We start from the raw sequence: 18,312 nt of genomic DNA, 5'->3' as shown, positions 1-18,312 counted from the left end.
GGGACGGACTTGGAAGACAGCGGTGAAAAGAAGAAATCCTATCTAAAAAGCATAGGTCTCATCATCCTTCTGGGTGTTGCCCTGGGGGTTCTTCTGGCCGTTCTTGATGTTGATCTCTCATTTATGGAACGTATCGGTTTTATAGAGATTCCAGTGGTGCTGCTTCTGTTCTATGTAGGTGTCTTCCTAGTGATCAATATTCATGAGCTTGGACATCTCGTATTCGGTAAGCTCCTTGGATACAGGTTTCTGATGTTTCGTGCCGGAATCTTTTCCATCCATAAGGAAAATGGAAAGCTTAAGTTTTCTCTCATAAAGAATGTCGGATACGGCGGGCTCTGCGCGATGATTCCTGCGGAGGATTCCGATCTAAAGGATTTTGCCATCTATTCCACTGGCGGAATCATCTTCAATCTTCTGACAGGAGTCCTTTTTCTCTTCCTGCCAGAAATCCTGTCCTTAGATATGATTTATGCTCTGCCGGTTTACGGTACAGGTATGGTGTCCATCATTCTTGCCCTCATCAACGGATGGCCGTTTTTCAGTATGAATCAGCCCACGGATGGAATGATGCTTTTCAGTATTCTAAAGAAGAATCCTCTGGCCGAAAGGTTTTATGAAAGCGTCATTCTTTCGAAAAAGCTGATGACCGGAGTAAGGCCGAGAGATCTTAATCTGAAAGAGCCGAAGCTTCCTCTTGAAGATCACCATGAGACAGGCAATGTGCTCTATCTCTATTTCATGGCACTGGATCGGGGAGACGAGGAGTCTGCGCGTAAATACATCCTCATCATCGAAGAGAACCTCTCTAAAGTTCCGCCTTATGCTCTTCCGGCATATTATTATGAAATCATCTTCTTCAGTCTGATTACCGGTGATATGGAGAAGGCAGTCAGGTATCATGATAAAGCAGGGAAGATCCTTCTTAGGGACAGAGACATCAACGGGATGAGAATCAAAGCATACTATGCCTATTATGTGGAAAAGGATAAGGTGAAAGCACAGCACCTCGCAGAAGAGGGCATCAGTGTCATGGGAAAATATCCCTTCAGAGGTCAGGCGATTTTTGAAGAGGATCAGCTGAAAAAGCTGATCGATAAGATTGAAATGAAAGGTGAGTGACCGGATATGTTTTTCGGTGCTTACCTTTTCTTCATTTCTTTTTAAGGTAAAAGTCAGTTTCTTACGAAAAGATGAAGAAGATAATTATGTGATGTTAAACTCTTTTCCTCATAATAAGAGTAATAGATTGAGGGGCTGGTGAAAATGGATATGGCTGAGAGCAGAATCGAAGCACGAAGAAGGATGAAAAAAAAGAAGAAAAATACCAGGACCATGATCATGGGGATCATCGGTCTTATGCTCCTTGTCCTTTTCGGGTTCTGGCTTCAGGGTCGTATTGTACCGGATACGGATGAAAAGTGGGAAGATGGTATCGATATTTCCGATCCGCAGGAAAGAATTTCTAGCATCGATATGCTGAACGAGAAGACCAGGGAGGCGGCAGTGCTTTTTCTACGCATTGCTGAGGATGAGGGCCTTCAGATCCAGATTACTGAAACCTACAGAACACAGGAAAGACAGGATTATCTGTATGAGCAGGGACGTACAAGGCCTGGACAGGTGGTCACCTGGACGAGAAATTCACAGCATACAAAGCGGAATGCATTCGATATCGCAAAAAATGTCCGTGGAGAAGAATACAGTGACAAAGAGTTTTTCAGAAAAGCTGCAGAAATCGGAAAGATGATCGGCCTTGAAGCCGGTTATTTCTGGGAAGACGGAAAACAGGATATGCCGCATTTTCAGATGAACCGTTTCGGAAGGATTCACTATCCGGAAGGATATGAATAAACGGATAAAGCGTCAGTTCATTTCGTCCTAATGGCATTTTATATAAAAAGATATCAGTACTGTCAATATTATGAATTTTAAAAAGGCGATGGATATAAATCTGTTGCCTTTTGTTTTTACACTGTTAAAATATTGCAGTTATAATGAAAAGAAGAATCGTAATATAACAAATATGAGCAGTCAATCTGTAAGGAGGTAACCTATGGAACAGAATCTGATTATTACCTGGCATGGACATTCATGTTTCTCTGTCACTTACGACCAGTTCACTTTCGTCATAGATCCTTATGAAGACAACAGCGTACCCGGACTGGTACCGCTCAGTCTTTTTGCTGATGAGGTTTATGTGACGCATAATCACAGTGACCATAACTACACTAAGGCAGTGACCATAAGGGACAATTCCAGAACATCACCCTTCACACTCACAAGGATACCCTGTGCACATGATGACAATGAAGGTCAGAAAAGAGGCATGAGCGACATTCTTCTTTTTGAAAGAGAAGGTCTGAGGCTTGCACATCTCGGAGACATCGGAGAAGTCCTGAGTGATGATAAGCTCGAAGTCCTGAAAGGACTGGACGCTGTGATGATTCCTGTAGGAGGGTATTATACGATAGATGCCCAGGAAGCCAAGAATCTGATTGATCAGATCAGACCGAGAGTTGTCATACCTATGCATTATCGTACAGAACGGATCGGTTTAGAGGAGATTTCGCATCTTGATGATTTTCTCACAAGGGTTAATGATGCGGTATTCTATGACAACAGCAGTGTGATCATCAATAAAGATACACCACCACAGACCGCTATTCTGCCCTACGAGTAAAGTTCATGTATCAAAGATCCATTTCGATTTGAGATGGATCTTTTTTTAGCGTTTCTCGCTGATATGCTCGATGGGATTTATATTTTCTACGGTTTGATCTGATGTAGAGGAAGGCTTTAATCATAAAGAGGAGATACTTAAGCTGAAAAATAGAATGCATAAGAAGTATTATGTAAATAAAAATCAAGTTATGGATATACTGTGTTAGTTGAAACTACGGAAGTTTTCTAGCTGGAAAGGAAAGACCTGCGCCGTTTCTTTTTCAGATGGAAGAATTGATCGGCATAACTCTCGATATGGCTTAATTCTTATCCATTTATGGATATATGTGTAATTGTTTTCATGATAGAATGAAGATAGTGATAAGGAGCATATGCTCCATAAGGAAGTGATGAAGTGATCAGTGAAGTCAATAAAGTATTTATGCTGAGTACGAAAGAGACCAGTTACATCTTTCGTGTTCTTCCCTCAGGTCATCTTGAAAATCTCCATTATGGAAACAGACTTAAAGAACAGGATTTTCGTGGAATCCATATGAAACAGAATGCGGGAGCAGGCAGCTCCGTACTCTATATGGAGGAGGCCATGTCCCTTGATCTTCTTCCCTTGGAATATTCCTTCAACGGAAAAGGTGATTATCGGGTGATGCCCCTTGAAATGGAAATGCCTGACGGGTCATTTGTCTGTGATTTTGTCTATGCCGGTCATGAAATCATGGAAGGGACGATGCCCATGAATGAGCTGCCTGATGCCCATGGAGATGGAGTCACTATTGTGGTTGAGCTTCGAGATAAGCTGTTTCCCATAACCATGAAGCTCAGCTACACAGTGTTTTCTGACTGCGATGTCATCACAAGGCGAACTGAAATCATCAATCATTCCAAAGAGACCGTAAGGCTTAGAAAGATCATGAGTTTATGTCTTGATCTTCTGTCCGACGGATTCGATGTGATGACTTTGGATGGCGGATGGATCAAGGAAGCCCATGCTCACCGAAGGGAACTTTCCCAGGGGATGCTCATCAATGACTCCACAACAGGCGCGAGCAGCAACAGACATAACCCTGGAGTCATCCTCATGAAGAAAGAGACCACAGAAGATCATGGACGCTGCTATGGATTCAATCTCATGTACAGCGGAAATCATCATACGGCCATTGAGGTTTCAAATCATGGCATCGTGAGGGTCATTCAAGGGGTATCTCAGCATAATTTTCACTGGCCGCTCGCATCAGGGGAAAGCTTTGAGACCCCTTCAGCTGTCCTGACCACATCGGGAAAGGGACTGAACGATCTCAGTCATCATTTTCATGACTTTGTAAATCATCATGTGATCAGTGAAAGGTGGCAGAAAAAACCAAGACCCATACTTATGAACAACTGGGAGGCGACCTTTTTCGATTTCAACGAAAGAAAAATCATGTCCCTTGCAAAAGAGGCATCTAAACTTGGCGTGGAGCTCTTTGTTCTGGATGACGGCTGGTTTGGAAAGAGAAACAATGACCATGCCGGTCTTGGCGACTATGAGGTCAACAGGAGCAAACTTCCTGGAGGGATTTCAAATCTAGCAAGAAAGATAAAGGCACTGGGCATGTCCTTCGGGCTCTGGTTTGAGCCTGAAATGATCAATGAAGACAGTGAGCTTTTTCGGAAACATCCGGAGTATGCCATGAAAGTGCCTGGAAGAAAACCTTCAAAAGGTAGAAACCAGCTGGTTCTTGATCTGTGCAAAGTTGAAGTTCAGGACTATATCATCGAAAATGTGGAGAAAATTCTTCGAGATGCCCCCATATCCTACGTCAAGTGGGATATGAACAGACACATGAGCGATATGTTCTCGGATGCCGTCGAGCATCAGGGCATGGTGTTTCACAGCTACATCAAAGGGCTGTATCGGGTACTCAGGAAGATTACAGATGATTTTCCGGACGTTCTTTTCGAGTCCTGCTCAAGTGGCGGCAACCGATTCGATTTAGGCATGCTTTCCTATATGCCCCAGATCTGGGCTTCGGATAATACTGATCCAGTCGAAAGGCTGAAGATCCAGGAAGGACTCAGTTATTTCTATCCATCTTCCACCATGGGCGCTCATGTCTCCCAAAGTCCCCATCAGCAGACCTTAAGGCGAACCCCTCTGGAAACACGGTTTAATGTGGCGGCTTTCGGACTTCTCGGTTATGAACTTGATTTAAGCAATCTGAACCTCAAGGAAAAAGAGGAAATCAGAAATCAGATCATCTGGTATAAAAAGTACAGAAGTCTTATGCAGTTCGGGAGGTTCTACAGATTCATAAAAGAAAAGGAGAACCGGGTCAATTTCCAGGTAGCTGAAGAAGACGGAAGTATCGCCGTTCTCGGCAATTTCCAGATCCTTCAGAAATCGAGTCCAGGATTCGATGTTCTGCATTTTAAGGGACTTAATCCGGACGAAAGATATCATGTGGAAACGGTGAAGGCTACCATGGATATCGAGGCTTTCGGTGAACTTCTGAAGCATGTGACCCCAGTTAAGCTTAAGCCTGGCGGCCTCATACTTAGAAACGCGAGAAAGTTCTACCGCCTGCCTCATAACGTGGAGAGCTATGATTGCTATGGTGATCTCCTGGCCTCAGGACTCAGGGTGAATCAGCAGTTTATGGGCACAGGCTATTCCAAAGAAACAAGAATGCTCGGGGATTTCGGTTCCCAGCTGATGAGTGCAGAAATGAAGGGAGCGATCGTAAATGGAGAGAAGCAGTAATTTCAGAAAGAATAAATTCAGTTTCGGTATGGGAACCATCGGACGTGACATGGTCTACACCATGGTCAGCATGTATCTTATGGTATTTATCACAGAAGTGGTAGGGGTGAGCGATCAGACCCTCATCACCATCACAACGATCATGATGGTCGCACGTGTATTCGATGCTTTCAATGATCCCATCATGGGTGTAATCATCGACAACACCAGAAGCAGGATCGGGAAGTACAAGCCCTGGATCGTCATCGGGCTGTTCATGAGTGCATTTGTCGCCATGATGCTTTTCACGGATATGGGGCTAACAGGGACTTCATACATCATCTATTTCACCATATTCTATATCTTATGGGATGTAGCCTGGACGATGAACGATATATCCTACTGGTCAATGATGCCAAGTCTCAGTTATGACCAGAAGGAACGTGAAGAAATCGGAGCACTATCAAGAATTTTTGCCAATATCGGACTTTTTGTCGTTGTAGCATCTGTCATTCCTGTGACCAATATGCTCGGAGAGCAGTTTGGAAGCAAAAAAACAGGATTCCTTGTGTATACGGGTATACTGGTCATCATCATGATCGTTTTCCAGATGGTTACCGTATTTGGGGTCAAGGAGCCTCCTGTCATCGGGGGTGCTGATGAGTCCAAAACGGACCTTAAGGGTATGCTTAGAGCACTCTTTCAGAACGATCAGCTGCTGGTGACAGCTGTTGCCATGGCTCTCTTTATGATCGGATATGTGACCACAACGAGCTTTGGTGTCTACTACTTCAAGTACGTTTTTCTCAATGAGGAGATGTACAGCGTATTCGCTATTGTCCTGGGTGTTTCTCAGATTCTCGCACTTCTTGTTTTTCCCTGGTTCAGCAGGAGGCATTCAAGAAAAACACTTTATGGCGGTGCGATCATACTGATTGTTCTTGGCTATCTCATATTCTTCTTTTCACCTGCCAATATGATCTTCATCGGAGCAGCCGGAATCCTTCTCTTTGTGGGGCAGGCCTTCATCCAGCTTCTCATGCTTGTGTTCCTTGCAGATACCATTGAGTACGGGCACCTCAAACTTGGAAAGAGAAATGAGAGTGTGACTTTTGCCATTCAGCCATTCATCAACAAAATGGGCGCAGCTGTTGCCAACGGTATCGTGGGATACACACTGGTCATTTCAGGTATCAATTCCTTGAATGATGGAGAACTTCTTTCACAAAGAGGTCTTCTCATCATGAAATCGGCCATGATGCTTCTTCCGCTTCTCCTCATTGTCCTCAGTTTCTTCATCTACAGAAAGAAATACATCATTGATGAGAAAACCTATGGTGAGATTATTGAGAAGCTCGTAATCCGGGAAGAAGATAAGAAAGAAGTGGAATAATCACAGCAGATAAAAAATCCAGTTCAGTGCGAACTGGATTTTATCATTTTCTTATCTATAGTCTGGTGAAACGGCTCCGATCAGGAAGAAGTTCCAGGTCTCATCAGATCTTTTCTATGGACTTCACTCTTCTGAAAAGAAGAGCTTCATAAGGATGAACACTCAAGGTGCTGTCGTACTCACGGCTGCCATAGGTGCCAAGAACCGCGCGCCACTCCGAAGTCATGACTTCTTCAAGGTTCACCTTCGTCTTTTTCTCACTGAGATTGATGACCACAAGGAAGCTTTCATTCTGATTCTCTCTGAGATAGGAGATCACTTGAGGATGATCTCTGTCTACGGGGATAATGACACCGCTGCTGAGTGCAGACGAGTTTTTTCTTATGGCGATGATCTGCCTGTAGAAGCCGATGAGGGAATTTTCCTTCTTCAATTCATCTTCAACGTTGATGTAGGTGTAATTAGGATTCACCTTTATCCAGGGAAGGGTATTTGAGAAGCCTGCATATTCTTTTCTGCTCCACTGCATGGGCGTTCTTGCATGATCTCTTGTCATCTTCTGGATGACCTTCTTTGCGACGAATTCCGGAAGATGCATCATTTCCTGAAGAACCTTGAAGTCGTTTATGGCTTCAAAATCTCTCCATTCATCGATTTCCAGTTGACAGTTCGTCATGCCGATTTCTTCTCCCTGATAGAGAAATGGTGTACCACGTAGAGTCATGTTGAGAAGTGCCAGCGCTTTTGCGGACTTTCTTCTGAAGTGCCTGTCGTTCCCGAAGCGTGAAACCTGCCTCGGCTGATCATGATTGGACATGAAGTTTCCGAGCCAGCCATTGCCTTCCTGAACTTTCAGCTGCCAGTTGAATATGATGTCCTTCAGTTCTTTCGTGTTCCAAAGATATCCTTTTCTGAAGTCGAACTTGCCTAGTGGTCCGCATCCGATGAGATGGAGATCGAACTGGAACATCATGTTCAGCTTTTTCTCCTCTGGAGCGGTATAACGGATGAGATCAGTGATACTTGTCACCATGCCTTCACCCACTGTAAAGGCGTTCTCATAATGGGATAGGACTTCCTCATGCATTTCCTTCAGGTACTCATGGGATTTGGGAAGGGAAACGATGTGTTCAAAGGGGAAATCCAGCTTCTTTCCCTTTCCGGCAGGTGGCAGGCCATCGGCTTTTGCGATGGTGTTGATGACATCCATCCTGAAACCGAGAATGCCTTTGTCCAGCCAGAAGCGCATGATCTCGTATATGCCTTCTCTGACTTTTCTGTTAGCCCAGTTGAGGTCGCATTGATTGGGCGTAAAAATGGTGAGGTAGTATTCTCCGGACTTTTCGTCTCTCTGCCAGGCACTTCCGCCAAAGGCGCTGAGCCAGTTATTGGGCGGCACTGACCTGCCTTTTCTGTCCCTTTTGCCTTCTTTGAAGATATAGTAGTCCCTGTAAGGGGAATCTTTGCTTTTAAGCGCTTCTTTAAACCAGACATGCTGATCGGAGGTATGATTGGCAACAAGGTCCATGATGATGGCTATGCCTCTTTCCTTTGCTTGCTTAAGAAGTTCATCAAAATCCCCCATGGTGCCGTATTCCGGGTTGATTTTATAGTAATCATCTATGTCGTAGCCATAATCCTTATTTCCAGTGGCGTAGACAGGTGAGAGCCAGAGGGTATCTATTCCTATATCCTTCAGATAATCCAGTTTTGAGATGACACCCTGAAGATCTCCGATTCCGTCGTCATTTGAGTCCTTAAAGGATCTTGGCCAGATCTGGTAGACGATGCGATTTTTGAAGCTTTCCATAATTATCCTCCAGTGAATATATTTCCTTACTACTGATTATATCAATTTTCCATAGAAAATATCGTGTTTAATTCATCATTGCATAGTTTCAGGACAAAAAAAGAAGGCACTTCACTGCCTTCCGTAAATCCTGCTATTCTTTGCTCTGATATAGACCCAGAGTTCGGGTCACGTCGCAGGTAAAGAGGATACCATTACCCGGTTCGCTGATCTGTGTTTCTTCCGCTACTGAAGCGATGATTTTCTCTGTTGATGTGTTCTCCGAGAGAATGAGAATAATCTCTTTTTCCGGTTCAATGTCCATGGAGAAGAGTCTGCTTCTTTCGTGTATTCCCGATCCTCTTGCGCTGATCAGCGTAGCACCAGTGGAACCCGCTTTCTTTGCGGCGTCGATGACAAATTCTCCTCTGCCCTTATCCACGATGACAAATATTGCTTCATACATGTTCTTTTCACCTCTATTATCCTTATGATTTTCTGTAAAATCTCCTCTGGTCCCGACCATGCGCGTGACATTAAGTGTGAATGCGATTCCACGGCCCTGCTTTTCCAGTTTCAGGCTGCGGCTGATTTCTTCCATAGCCAGGGTCCCGGTTTCTTTTTCAGTGACCATCATGACCAGCTCTTTTCTGATGTCATTCAGTCCAAGAAAATCAAGCAGACTGCTGTCAATGGTTCCGTGTCCGAGAAATGCTGTTGTTCCGAGCACTCCGCATTTTTTTGCCAGCTTCATGACTCTTGAACCGTCATCATAATTGACGATATATACAAAAAGCTCGAAATTCTTATGGTTATCATTATTCATTAAGTTTAAGTCCTCCCTTGACTGATTTGGTCTTATAGATAAGTCCAAGTATCTGCAGAGCCAGTATCGGAGCCATGGCCACCATGGCGATGATGCCGAATCCGTCGATGAGCACATCCGCATCAGGGGTCGAATCTGCGACACCCTTTGCAAATGCCATGATGAAGGTCGCAGTCATCGGACCTGAGGCGACTCCTCCTGAGTCAAAGGCGATACCCACAAACAGGTTGGGGACGATTGTGCTCAGTACTATGGCTATTATATAACCTGGAAGGAGAAAATGCCATAGTTCAAAGCCGGGCACAAGGATCCTTACAACAGATAATGCCACGGCAAATGCGACGCCGATGGAAAGGGCAATGAGTACAACCTTTCTTTTGATATGACCTGAGGTGATCTCTTCGATCTGACGGGTCAGCACATAGACTGCCGGCTCTGCAAGGATGACTACAAGGCCCAGGATGAATGAGATGAGAACAGTCAGCCAGGGGTACCCAAGCTCGTGAAGTCCTCTTCCTGCAATTTCTCCCGCTTCCATAAACCCTGCATTCACTCCGGTGAGAAAGAGAACAAGCCCCAGAAACGTGTAAAGCGAACCCAGGAGAATCGATCTGTAGACTTTCTTCGAAACTTTGAAGACCAGCTTCTGACCGAGGATAAATATGAGGATGATCGGGAACAGAGCCAGTGCGATTTCCTTAGCAATGACGGGCAGATGATGGAGAAACGGGCTCAGAAGTCTCGGGTATTCAGCCGCAGACTCTATCTGGATTCCTGTAAGGTTCTCAGTCTTTGTGAGCATTCCAAGGACCAGTACCCCTAATATGGCACCTGTGGAAATCAGCCCGACAAGCCCGAAACTGTCCTCTTCAGAACGCTGAGTTTTTTTGTTCTGTGAAGCGACTCCGACAGCAAGAGCCAGAATAAAGGGAACGGCCATAGCTCCGGTGGTTGCACCGGATGCATCAAAGGAAATGGCAAGGAACTCAGGAGTGGTGAAGACAGTAAGTGCAAGTATGACTCCGTAAATGACCCAGAGAATGATTTTGAGCGGTATGGCAAAAAGAATTCTGAAAAGTCCTAGAGCCAGCATGAATGCGATACCCACTGATACGGTGACAAGAATACTGGTTTTTGTGATGACTCCACCTGTGACGCCGCTTACCTGATCTGCCAGAATATGAAGATCAGGTTCTGCTATTGAAATGAAGAATCCCAGAATCAGTCCTGCTATAAGGACGATAAGGATGGAATTTGATCGGGCCAGATGATGGCCGATGAGATTTGCGATTTTAGTGACACTGAGATCTACACCGAAGAGAAAAATGGAAAGTCCGATGATGACAAAAGCGGAGCCCAGTAAAAATCTCAAAAAGTTTGTCTGTCCCAGAGGAACCAGTGTAAAATTGAGGATTATCACAATGAGGGTGATCGGCAGCACCGCCATAAGTATTTCCTTGAATTTGTCGAGTAATAAATGCAAATAAAAACCTCCTTTGTTTTGAACTGTTCTGAACAGATACGGATGAAAATGATTAGCAATAAAACTGTCTGCTTTTTTGAGGGGGCAGAAGAGTATAGAAACTCATGAGATTGAAAAAGATGAAGTCACTGAAGATGATTATATTGATACTTCACTATTGTACGTTATTAATATTAAGCAAATCTTAAAAAAGAATAATATATATACATTTATACAAGATAATATAACTTTAAAAGATATTAAAATAAGATATAGAGTGACGTACGATGATTATACGAAAGTGATGTACAAAGGTTACGCATTCTTCAAAGGTTGTCAATTGTATTAAAAATCTGTCCAGTTTATAATGAGCATAAGTATTGAAGGGAAGTGTTTGATTTGAATTATCAGGAAGCATTGAAATATATCGAAAGCACCCAGAAGTTCGGCAGTATACTGGGGCTTGAAAGAATACAGAAACTGATGGAGCTTCTGGGCAATCCCCAGAACAGACTGAAATTTGTCCATATCGCCGGTACCAACGGTAAAGGATCTACCGTGGCTTTTATGGGCAGCGTGCTCAGCCATGCGGGATATAAGGTTGGCATGTATACTTCACCCGGATTCCACGGATTCAATGATCGGATCAGGATTGGGGGAAGAGATATCGAAGACCACAGACTGGCTGAAATTATGGAGAGAATCCGGTGGAGAATAGATGACATGATCAGCCAGGGACTTGACAGTCCCACGGAGTTTGAAATCATCACAGCCCTGGCTTTTGTCTATTTCTTTGAAGAGGGATGCGACATTGTCCTTCTTGAAGTGGGACTGGGTGGAAGACTTGATTCCACAAATGTCATTGAAGCGCCGCTTGTGTCTGTGATCACTTCAATAGATTACGATCATATGGATATTCTCGGAAACACCCTGGAAGAAATCGCCTGCGAGAAAGCGGGGATTCTCAAGCCTGGAACCGAGCTTGTCCTTTATCCTCAGGCTGAAGAGGCTGAAAGAGTGATCCTTCAGAAAGCGGACGTATTAGGTATACCGGTGCATCGGGTCAGCTTTGAACATGTGGAATACCTGGGACATGATGACTATACCCAGAATTTCTCCTACGAACAGGAAGAATACCGTCTGACCATCCTTGGCGAACATCAGGTCAAAAATGCTGTGGTTTCGATTGAAGCGCTTAATGTACTGGACAGCAAAGGTTTAAGAGTTCCACATGATCTTCTGAAAAGAGGTCTGCTCATGGCAAAATGGCCAGGAAGGTTCGAAATCCTCACTCATGCACCCATGATGCTCATCGATGGAGCACATAATCTTCAGGGGGTACAGGTACTGAAAGGAAATCTCGATAAATATTTTCCGGATAGGAAAATCATCTTTATCATGGGTGTTCTGCAGGACAAGAGCTATATGGAAATGCTCTATGAGGTTCTCCCCATTGCCAGAAGATTTTATACGGTGACAGTGGACAACCAGAGAGCTCTTCACGGAGAAGACCTGAGAAGAATCATCGTGAACGAAGGAACAGATGCCTTTTACTGTGAGAGTGTGGAAGAGGCTATAAAAGAGGCGTTGTCAGCTGCAGAGGATAATGATGTCATCTGCGCTTTCGGATCTCTGTACTACATCAACGAGGTAAGATCATACTTTGAAACCTTTGAGAATCTGTTATAATTAAGAAACAGATTTGAGAATATTTTGACAGATTGTTGTAATAACTGTGTAACCCATAATGTGCTGGGAACTGCTAGACTAAAAGCACAGACAGAAGATATCGAATGTTAAAAGGAAGTGCTTTTAAATGAAAAAGCTGATGATACCATTGATCATTTTATCGATGGCAGTATTTCTCGGAGGATGCGGCAGAAATAGTCAGCCGGAGTCGAATCCGGAAGGGATTCCTGCAGAGAGCCCTGCAGAAAGTCCGGAGGAAATGCGGATAGAAGAGGAGCCTCTAGTCATGACACCTGGAGAAACTCCTGCTGAAGAGGCACCGGAAGTTTCGGATCTCACAGTTGATAAACTGTTTCCCTTTGAAGCGGATGTGACAAGAGTATATCAGGGAACAGGAAATGAGTTTGCATGGTTTGATCAGTATGTGGATTTCCTGGATGGAAACAGGATTCAGCTAAGAGAAAACAATGGCGGTACAGAAATTGTCAGAGTACTGGAAAAGAAGGATGGCGTACTGAGAGAAGTCATCAATCTGCCGGAAACTTACTATAAGGAAAACATACTTGAGAAAACACCCAATACCGATCGCATACTGATTCAGGAACCGATCGCAGTGGGTACAGCCTGGAACAACGACAAAGAATCCAATACCATTACATCGGTGGATAAAGAAGTCGTCACTCCATATGGAACCTTTATGGCAGTAGAAGTGACAAGGAAATCCAGTAATGAAGGTAATGAATACACAAATATCGATTACTATTCAGAAGGGCTTGGGCTGATCAGGACTGTGAACCTTGGCGACGGATATGAAGTGACATCAAGCCTTGAAAAACTGGAGCGAGGAGTACCGAGAAAGAAAGTAGTCAATTTTTATTATCCCAATGCCAATGATGAACGTATTTTCCTCTACAGGAAAGAAATTCTCTTCACCACCAATGATATCCCTAGAAACAAGATCGTCGAAGCCTACAAAAATCTGCCGAAAGAAGCCGCACCGGTATTATCAAAGAATACTGCGGTAAACTACCTCTACCTGAATCAGGATGGCATGGTGTATGTGGATCTGTCTCAGCAGTTCGTAAGTGAAATGAATGCAGGAGCCGGATATGAATCGCTGATTCTCCAGTCGCTGGCCAACACCTTAGGTGATTACTACGGTGCAGATAAGATCATGCTGACGGTTGATGGAAAAACCTACGAATCAGGTCATATTCTTCTTGAGAAGTTTGAACCCATTGAAGTGAATTACGACAGCATCGTGGATATGAACTAACCAGGTGAAAAGGGAAATATAGAGTAAAAAGCTCCAGGTGTAAAAACCTGGAGCTTTATGATGTCCTTCGTCGATATAGACTATGTTCAGTTTTTGAATCAGAAGTTGAAGAACCTCTGGTAGTATCCGAAGAGATCAAGCGCCATGAGGAGCCCTATGATCACAAGGAAAATTCCTGAGACCTTCGTGATGAGACTGTAGTGCTTCTTGACAAAACTGAATGCCTGCTCGAGTTTTGAGAACAGAATTCCCGTAATGAGAAACGGCAGACCAAGACCCATGGAGAAAACGAAAAGGTAGAACATGCCGATTCCGACTGTGCTGGCATCCGCAGCAAGGATCAGTGCGGAACCAAGGAATGTGCCAAGGCATGGCGACCACCCGAAGGAGAAGACAATACCGAAGATCATCGAGGAGATAAAGCCTCCGCTGTCTTTCTTAAGGGACAGGCCTCTCTGGAAGTTCAGCAGTCTGATGTTTATGAATCCTGCCATATTAAGACCGAACAGAATGATGATCACGCCGCCGATTCTCTGAAGCAGTACACGGTTCTGATTGAGCAGGCTGCCAAGAGCGGTAGCTGTTGCACCAAGGATCACAAATACAATGGTGAACCCCAGTATGAATCCCAGAATATTTACGATCAGTTCCTTGCCCTTTTTCTGGCTTTCGTTGCTCAGGTACATGAGAAAAACGGGGAACATCGGCAGTATGCAGGGAGAGATGAAAGTCAGTACCCCTTCAAAGAACAGAAGGGCAAGTTTAAGTCCGTCCATTTATTCCATCCTTTCCAGTATTGCGTCTAGTGTGGCTTTATCAGTCATGCCCATAATGGCATACTGGACCAGGCCATCATCGTCGATGACGAAAGTCTGAGGGATGCTGGAAATATTGAAACCGTAGAATGCATCTCCCTTGGTATCATAAAGTACATTCAGATCCAGATTGTTTTCCTTCAGGAATTCATCTGCAAGTGCTCTTGTTTCTCTTTGTCCGTCTGTGAGATTGATTGCAAGAAGAACAGTTTTCTCAGGATCCAGCTCATCATGAAGAGTCTGGAATTCAGGCATCTCATAGACACATGGTGGACACCATGAAGCCCAGAAGTTCACGATGACTTTTCTGCCTTTATAATCGGCCAAAGAGACGTCCTCGTCATTTTCGTTCTTCAGAGTGAATTCAGGGGCAAAAGGGGTTTTAACTCTTAGCTTTGATACTGCATCATCTACAGCAGGTGTTTCTGCCTCAACCGGTGTTTCTGCGTCTGGAATTTCTGTGTCAGATGGTGTTTCCACCTCTGGTGCAGTATTTTCTGAAACGGGAGCGGGTGTTTCAGGAGAACCGTAACGCTGGATGAAATAATATCCTCCACCCAGAAGAAGAACGAATATAATTATCCATATGATAAAACTGTATTTTTTCATTTATTACCTCCAATGAATATGCTGCAGGGCGTACCTGTCATATGATATTTCTTGTAGATTATGATAACATAAAATAGAACAAAATACCTGGTGGGGGTTTATTTTTCACAAAAATAAATTTGATGCCACTTAATTTTACGATTTCCATGCATGAATCGTAAATTTTGAGTATAATGAGGTTTATGGAAAATTTTGGAGGTATGTCAAGATGAGTATAGATAGTCAGAATTCAGAAAAAAAGAATATATTTCAGAAGAAACCGTGGGTGATCACTCTTGCAGTTTTTTCATCGTTTCTATGGGGAAGTGCATTCCCGGTTCTTAAGATCACTTATCAGGAAATGAATATGGCAGGGGATGATCTGTATTCGAAGATTCTCATCGCAGGGGTGAGGTTTCTTCTTGCGGGTCTCCTCATTCTGGTCTATGCATTCTTCACTATGAAGGATAACGTGAAAATCAGATCCCGCGGCGATTTCGGTAGAGTACTTCTACTTGGGCTTGTGCAGACATCCCTTAACTATTTCTTTTTCTATATCGGACTGGCCAACACAACAGCATCAAAAGGAGCCATCATCAATTCACTGTCGAACTTTCTCATCATCATTCTGGCACATTTTATCTATAAAAATGACAGACTGAACAGAAACAAGATCATGGGCATCGTTTTTGGTATCATCGGTGTAGTGATTGTAAACGTGGGGTCTGGGATTGATACGAGCTTCACGCTCATCGGAGAAGGATTTATGTTCTTTGCTGTCGCGACCGCAGTACTCTCAAGCTTCATGGTGAAGAGCTATTCAAGGACCATGCATCCCGTACTTCTTTCAGCCTACCAGCTGATTTTCGGAGGGATCGTCATGCTCCTCATCTCTCTTGGAGGAGACTACAGTACGATAAATGTGACGCCTCTTTCTTTAGTCCTTCTTCTGTATTCTGCAGTACTCTCTGCTGTGGCATTCACTTTATGGTATGCACTGCTTAAATACAACAAACCTGGTGAAATCACCATGTTCAGGTTCCTCATTCCTGTTTCAGGTTCACTCCTGTCAGCAATATTCCTGGGCGAAAAGATTACGCTGCAGGTTGCAGTATCACTTGTTTCCATTGTCATCGGTATTGTCCTCGTCAACAGAGAACTGCCGAAGGGCAAGAAACGGATGTCCGAGGTATGATCATCTGAAGAAAGATCTTTTAAAGGAATTCCATTTCAAAAAGAAGTTAATTGTAAAAAAGCGTCAGATCTTTTAAAGGTCTGACGCTTTGTACATCCTGAAACAGATTTTTATGATACTGCACTTCTCCATAGAATCAGTCCGATGGCATAGAGGATAGGCACAAGGATTGAGGGAAGCATATTTGAGATTTTCAGCTTCAGATTGAAAACCATATTGATGCCCAGACCCATGATCATCAGACTGCCCACACCGGAAATCATCGGAATGGTGTCCGGAACTGCGGTAACCAGAGGCTTGATGAAATTGGCCAGCAGGGAAATGCCTCCCTGATAGAGAAGAACAGATGCTCCGGAAAGCATGACACCAAGACCCATGGATGAAGCGAAGATCACCGAAGTGATACCGTCAAGTATGGATTTTGCGTAAAGTGTGTCATGATTATTGGAGAGTGTACTTTTTATGGTACCGATGATGGCCATGGAACCAATGCAGAAGAGCAGGGTGGCTGTAAGAAAACCGTCCTTGATTTTACCCTTGTAGTAACGGTTGACAACCGTTTCTATTCTGCCGCTCATGATCTCGAGTTTATTTTCAATATTGATGATCTCTCCCACGAGGGTACCAAGAGCCATGGAGATGATGATGATCATGGTATTTTCCACTTTGACAAGACCGATGATTCCTAGAAATATGACACAAAGTCCCAGCACCTTGAAAAGGCTGTAAGCAATGTCCTGATTGATTCTCTTGTTAAAGATGATTCCGATGATGCTCCCTAAAATAATTGCAAAGACATTAACTATGGTTCCGAACATGTAGCACCTCTTTTAGTTTAGTATGATGAGATAATACAGCACATAGACCCAGCTGAAGAGTCCATGGATGATGGCCCAGATGACTGACTGATTTAGACTCCAGCTGATTACCATTGCAAGTGCGCTGCCCATGGTAATTCCGCTTTTGATCACTTCACCTTTTTTCACTTGTTTTCCCTCCATTATCATCATTTTATCTTTTTTCATTATAGCTTAATTTTCAATAATTGTGCGCTATTTTCACCATTCTTTCACTAAAACTGGTGCTCAGGAAATGAATCCGTCAAATATGCCGAAATCGAGGTTTCTTCCTTGTAAAACGCCACCTGTTAATATATTATCAAAATAAGGGGTTGGTTTTGATGTTCAGGTTGAAAGAAAAGATGAAAAGTCCGGAAGAGATTAAAGAACTGCAGATGATTGTTAATTTAATGTCATATATTGCCGTGGATCTGAAAGAAATTACCTGTCTGGAAAGCCTTGCTGTGTTTGATGAGAAACTGAATACCATCTTCTGTGAGAGCAAGAAGGATATCAAGAATACCAAAGACGGTCGGATGAAAGTGGGAGAATTTATCGATGAAAACAAGAAAATTCAGATCGCTATGAAGAACTCACTGAAAACGGGTGTGCACCATAAGCTGAAAGAAGATGAGCAGAAATCCATACTGATCATGCCCATCCTTGGTGCAGGAAAACCCATCGGCGTCATTGGTGTCATCTATGCGTCAGATGGATGTGAAAAGGCAGAGTGCACAACGGATCTCATCCTTAAGGACATCATCAATCTGTTCATCGTGAAATATAGAGAAATGAAAGAAAAAGAAACCATGGCCGCAACAGCATGTAAGCTGAAAACCCTCGAGGACTATGAAAAATATGCCATCCTGGAAACAGGAAAACGCTGCAACTGGAACATTACGGTTATGGCAAAAGAACTGGAAATAGGCAGAAATACGCTTTACAGCAAAATGAAGAAAATGGGCATCAATTAGAAAAAGGGAGTGGGATACTGTATCATTTTAGGACAATATTGGATTTATCAGTTTGTTAATTAACA

Annotated in this window: 16 protein-coding genes; 9 read left to right on the top strand and 7 right to left on the bottom strand. The window is 43.6% G+C overall.

Features of this window, described 5'->3' with window-relative positions; translation table 11 throughout:
* The first annotated feature begins 9 nt into the window (after positions 1–9).
* The 5 genes from RTX25_RS04355 to RTX25_RS04335 all read left to right on the top strand — a co-directional run bounded on the left by RTX25_RS04355 (position 10) and on the right by RTX25_RS04335 (position 6,794).
* A complete protein-coding gene (locus tag RTX25_RS04355; RefSeq protein ID WP_312650903.1) occupies positions 10–1,122 on the top strand; it encodes a M50 family metallopeptidase in 1,113 nt (370 codons plus the stop codon).
* Between the two features lie 144 nt (positions 1,123–1,266).
* Positions 1,267–1,854: a M15 family metallopeptidase gene (locus RTX25_RS04350; protein ID WP_312650900.1), complete on the top strand. Its 588-nt coding sequence runs from the start codon at positions 1,267–1,269 to the stop codon at positions 1,852–1,854.
* Positions 1,855–2,056: 202 nt separating this feature from the next.
* Entirely contained in the window at positions 2,057–2,683 is a 627-nt protein-coding gene (locus RTX25_RS04345) for an MBL fold metallo-hydrolase (RefSeq protein WP_312650897.1), read from the top strand.
* A 396-nt stretch (positions 2,684–3,079) separates the two neighbouring features.
* Complete coding sequence (locus RTX25_RS04340) at positions 3,080–5,422, top strand: alpha-galactosidase (protein ID WP_312650895.1); 2,343 nt, start codon at positions 3,080–3,082, stop codon at positions 5,420–5,422.
* A complete protein-coding gene (locus tag RTX25_RS04335; RefSeq protein ID WP_312650892.1) occupies positions 5,406–6,794 on the top strand; it encodes a glycoside-pentoside-hexuronide (GPH):cation symporter in 1,389 nt (462 codons plus the stop codon). The genes RTX25_RS04340 and RTX25_RS04335 overlap by 17 nt, the downstream gene beginning before the upstream one ends.
* Positions 6,795–6,897: 103 nt before the next feature.
* Here the strand turns inward: RTX25_RS04335 and RTX25_RS04330 are convergent, their stop codons facing one another.
* From RTX25_RS04330 to RTX25_RS04320, 3 genes are all read right to left on the bottom strand, one after another.
* A complete protein-coding gene (locus tag RTX25_RS04330) occupies positions 6,898–8,604 on the bottom strand; it encodes an alpha-glucosidase (RefSeq protein ID WP_312650889.1) in 1,707 nt (568 codons plus the stop codon).
* A gap of 133 nt (positions 8,605–8,737) precedes the next feature.
* Positions 8,738–9,409: a P-II family nitrogen regulator gene (locus RTX25_RS04325; RefSeq protein ID WP_312650887.1), complete on the bottom strand. Its 672-nt coding sequence runs from the start codon at positions 9,407–9,409 to the stop codon at positions 8,738–8,740.
* On the bottom strand, positions 9,402–10,892 hold the full coding sequence (locus tag RTX25_RS04320) for a DUF1538 domain-containing protein (protein ID WP_312650884.1): 1,491 nt from the start codon (positions 10,890–10,892) through the stop codon (positions 9,402–9,404). Before RTX25_RS04320 ends, RTX25_RS04325 begins: the two co-directional genes overlap by 8 nt.
* Before the next feature lie 378 nt (positions 10,893–11,270).
* Between RTX25_RS04320 and RTX25_RS04315 the strand changes: the two genes are divergently transcribed.
* Both RTX25_RS04315 and RTX25_RS04310 read left to right on the top strand, forming a co-directional pair.
* Positions 11,271–12,560 (top strand): folylpolyglutamate synthase/dihydrofolate synthase family protein, encoded by a 1,290-nt coding sequence (locus RTX25_RS04315; protein WP_312650881.1) that lies wholly within the window; start codon positions 11,271–11,273, stop codon positions 12,558–12,560.
* 127 nt (positions 12,561–12,687) lie between these two features.
* Positions 12,688–13,836 (top strand): GerMN domain-containing protein, encoded by a 1,149-nt coding sequence (locus RTX25_RS04310; protein ID WP_312650878.1) that lies wholly within the window; start codon positions 12,688–12,690, stop codon positions 13,834–13,836.
* Between the two features lie 98 nt (positions 13,837–13,934).
* Here RTX25_RS04310 and RTX25_RS04305 read toward each other — a convergent pair whose 3' ends face one another.
* Together RTX25_RS04305 and RTX25_RS04300 are read right to left on the bottom strand one after the other, a co-directional pair.
* Positions 13,935–14,612: a cytochrome c biogenesis CcdA family protein gene (locus RTX25_RS04305; RefSeq protein WP_312650876.1), complete on the bottom strand. Its 678-nt coding sequence runs from the start codon at positions 14,610–14,612 to the stop codon at positions 13,935–13,937.
* Complete coding sequence (locus RTX25_RS04300) at positions 14,613–15,260, bottom strand: redoxin domain-containing protein (RefSeq protein WP_312650874.1); 648 nt, start codon at positions 15,258–15,260, stop codon at positions 14,613–14,615.
* Between the two features lie 208 nt (positions 15,261–15,468).
* On the opposite strand from RTX25_RS04300, the gene RTX25_RS04295 reads away from it, so the two are divergent.
* Entirely contained in the window at positions 15,469–16,434 is a 966-nt protein-coding gene (locus RTX25_RS04295; protein WP_312650871.1) for a DMT family transporter, read from the top strand.
* Between the two features lie 110 nt (positions 16,435–16,544).
* On the opposite strand, the gene RTX25_RS04290 is transcribed toward RTX25_RS04295, so the two are convergent.
* Together RTX25_RS04290 and RTX25_RS04285 are read right to left on the bottom strand one after the other, a co-directional pair.
* Positions 16,545–17,252 (bottom strand): DUF554 domain-containing protein, encoded by a 708-nt coding sequence (locus RTX25_RS04290; RefSeq protein ID WP_312650869.1) that lies wholly within the window; start codon positions 17,250–17,252, stop codon positions 16,545–16,547.
* Between the two features lie 12 nt (positions 17,253–17,264).
* Positions 17,265–17,420: a hypothetical protein gene (locus tag RTX25_RS04285; protein ID WP_312650979.1), complete on the bottom strand. Its 156-nt coding sequence runs from the start codon at positions 17,418–17,420 to the stop codon at positions 17,265–17,267.
* 194 nt (positions 17,421–17,614) lie between these two features.
* Between RTX25_RS04285 and RTX25_RS04280 the strand changes: the two genes are divergently transcribed.
* A complete protein-coding gene (locus tag RTX25_RS04280) occupies positions 17,615–18,247 on the top strand; it encodes a helix-turn-helix domain-containing protein (protein WP_312650867.1) in 633 nt (210 codons plus the stop codon).
* Positions 18,248–18,312: the final 65 nt, after the last annotated feature.

This window comes from Proteiniclasticum sp. (assembly GCF_032054185.1).
In the GTDB taxonomy this organism is placed as follows: domain Bacteria; phylum Bacillota; class Clostridia; order Clostridiales; family Clostridiaceae; genus Proteiniclasticum.
The sequence above is the reverse complement of the archived record's forward strand: the minus strand, read 5'-3'. Positions and strand labels throughout refer to the sequence as shown.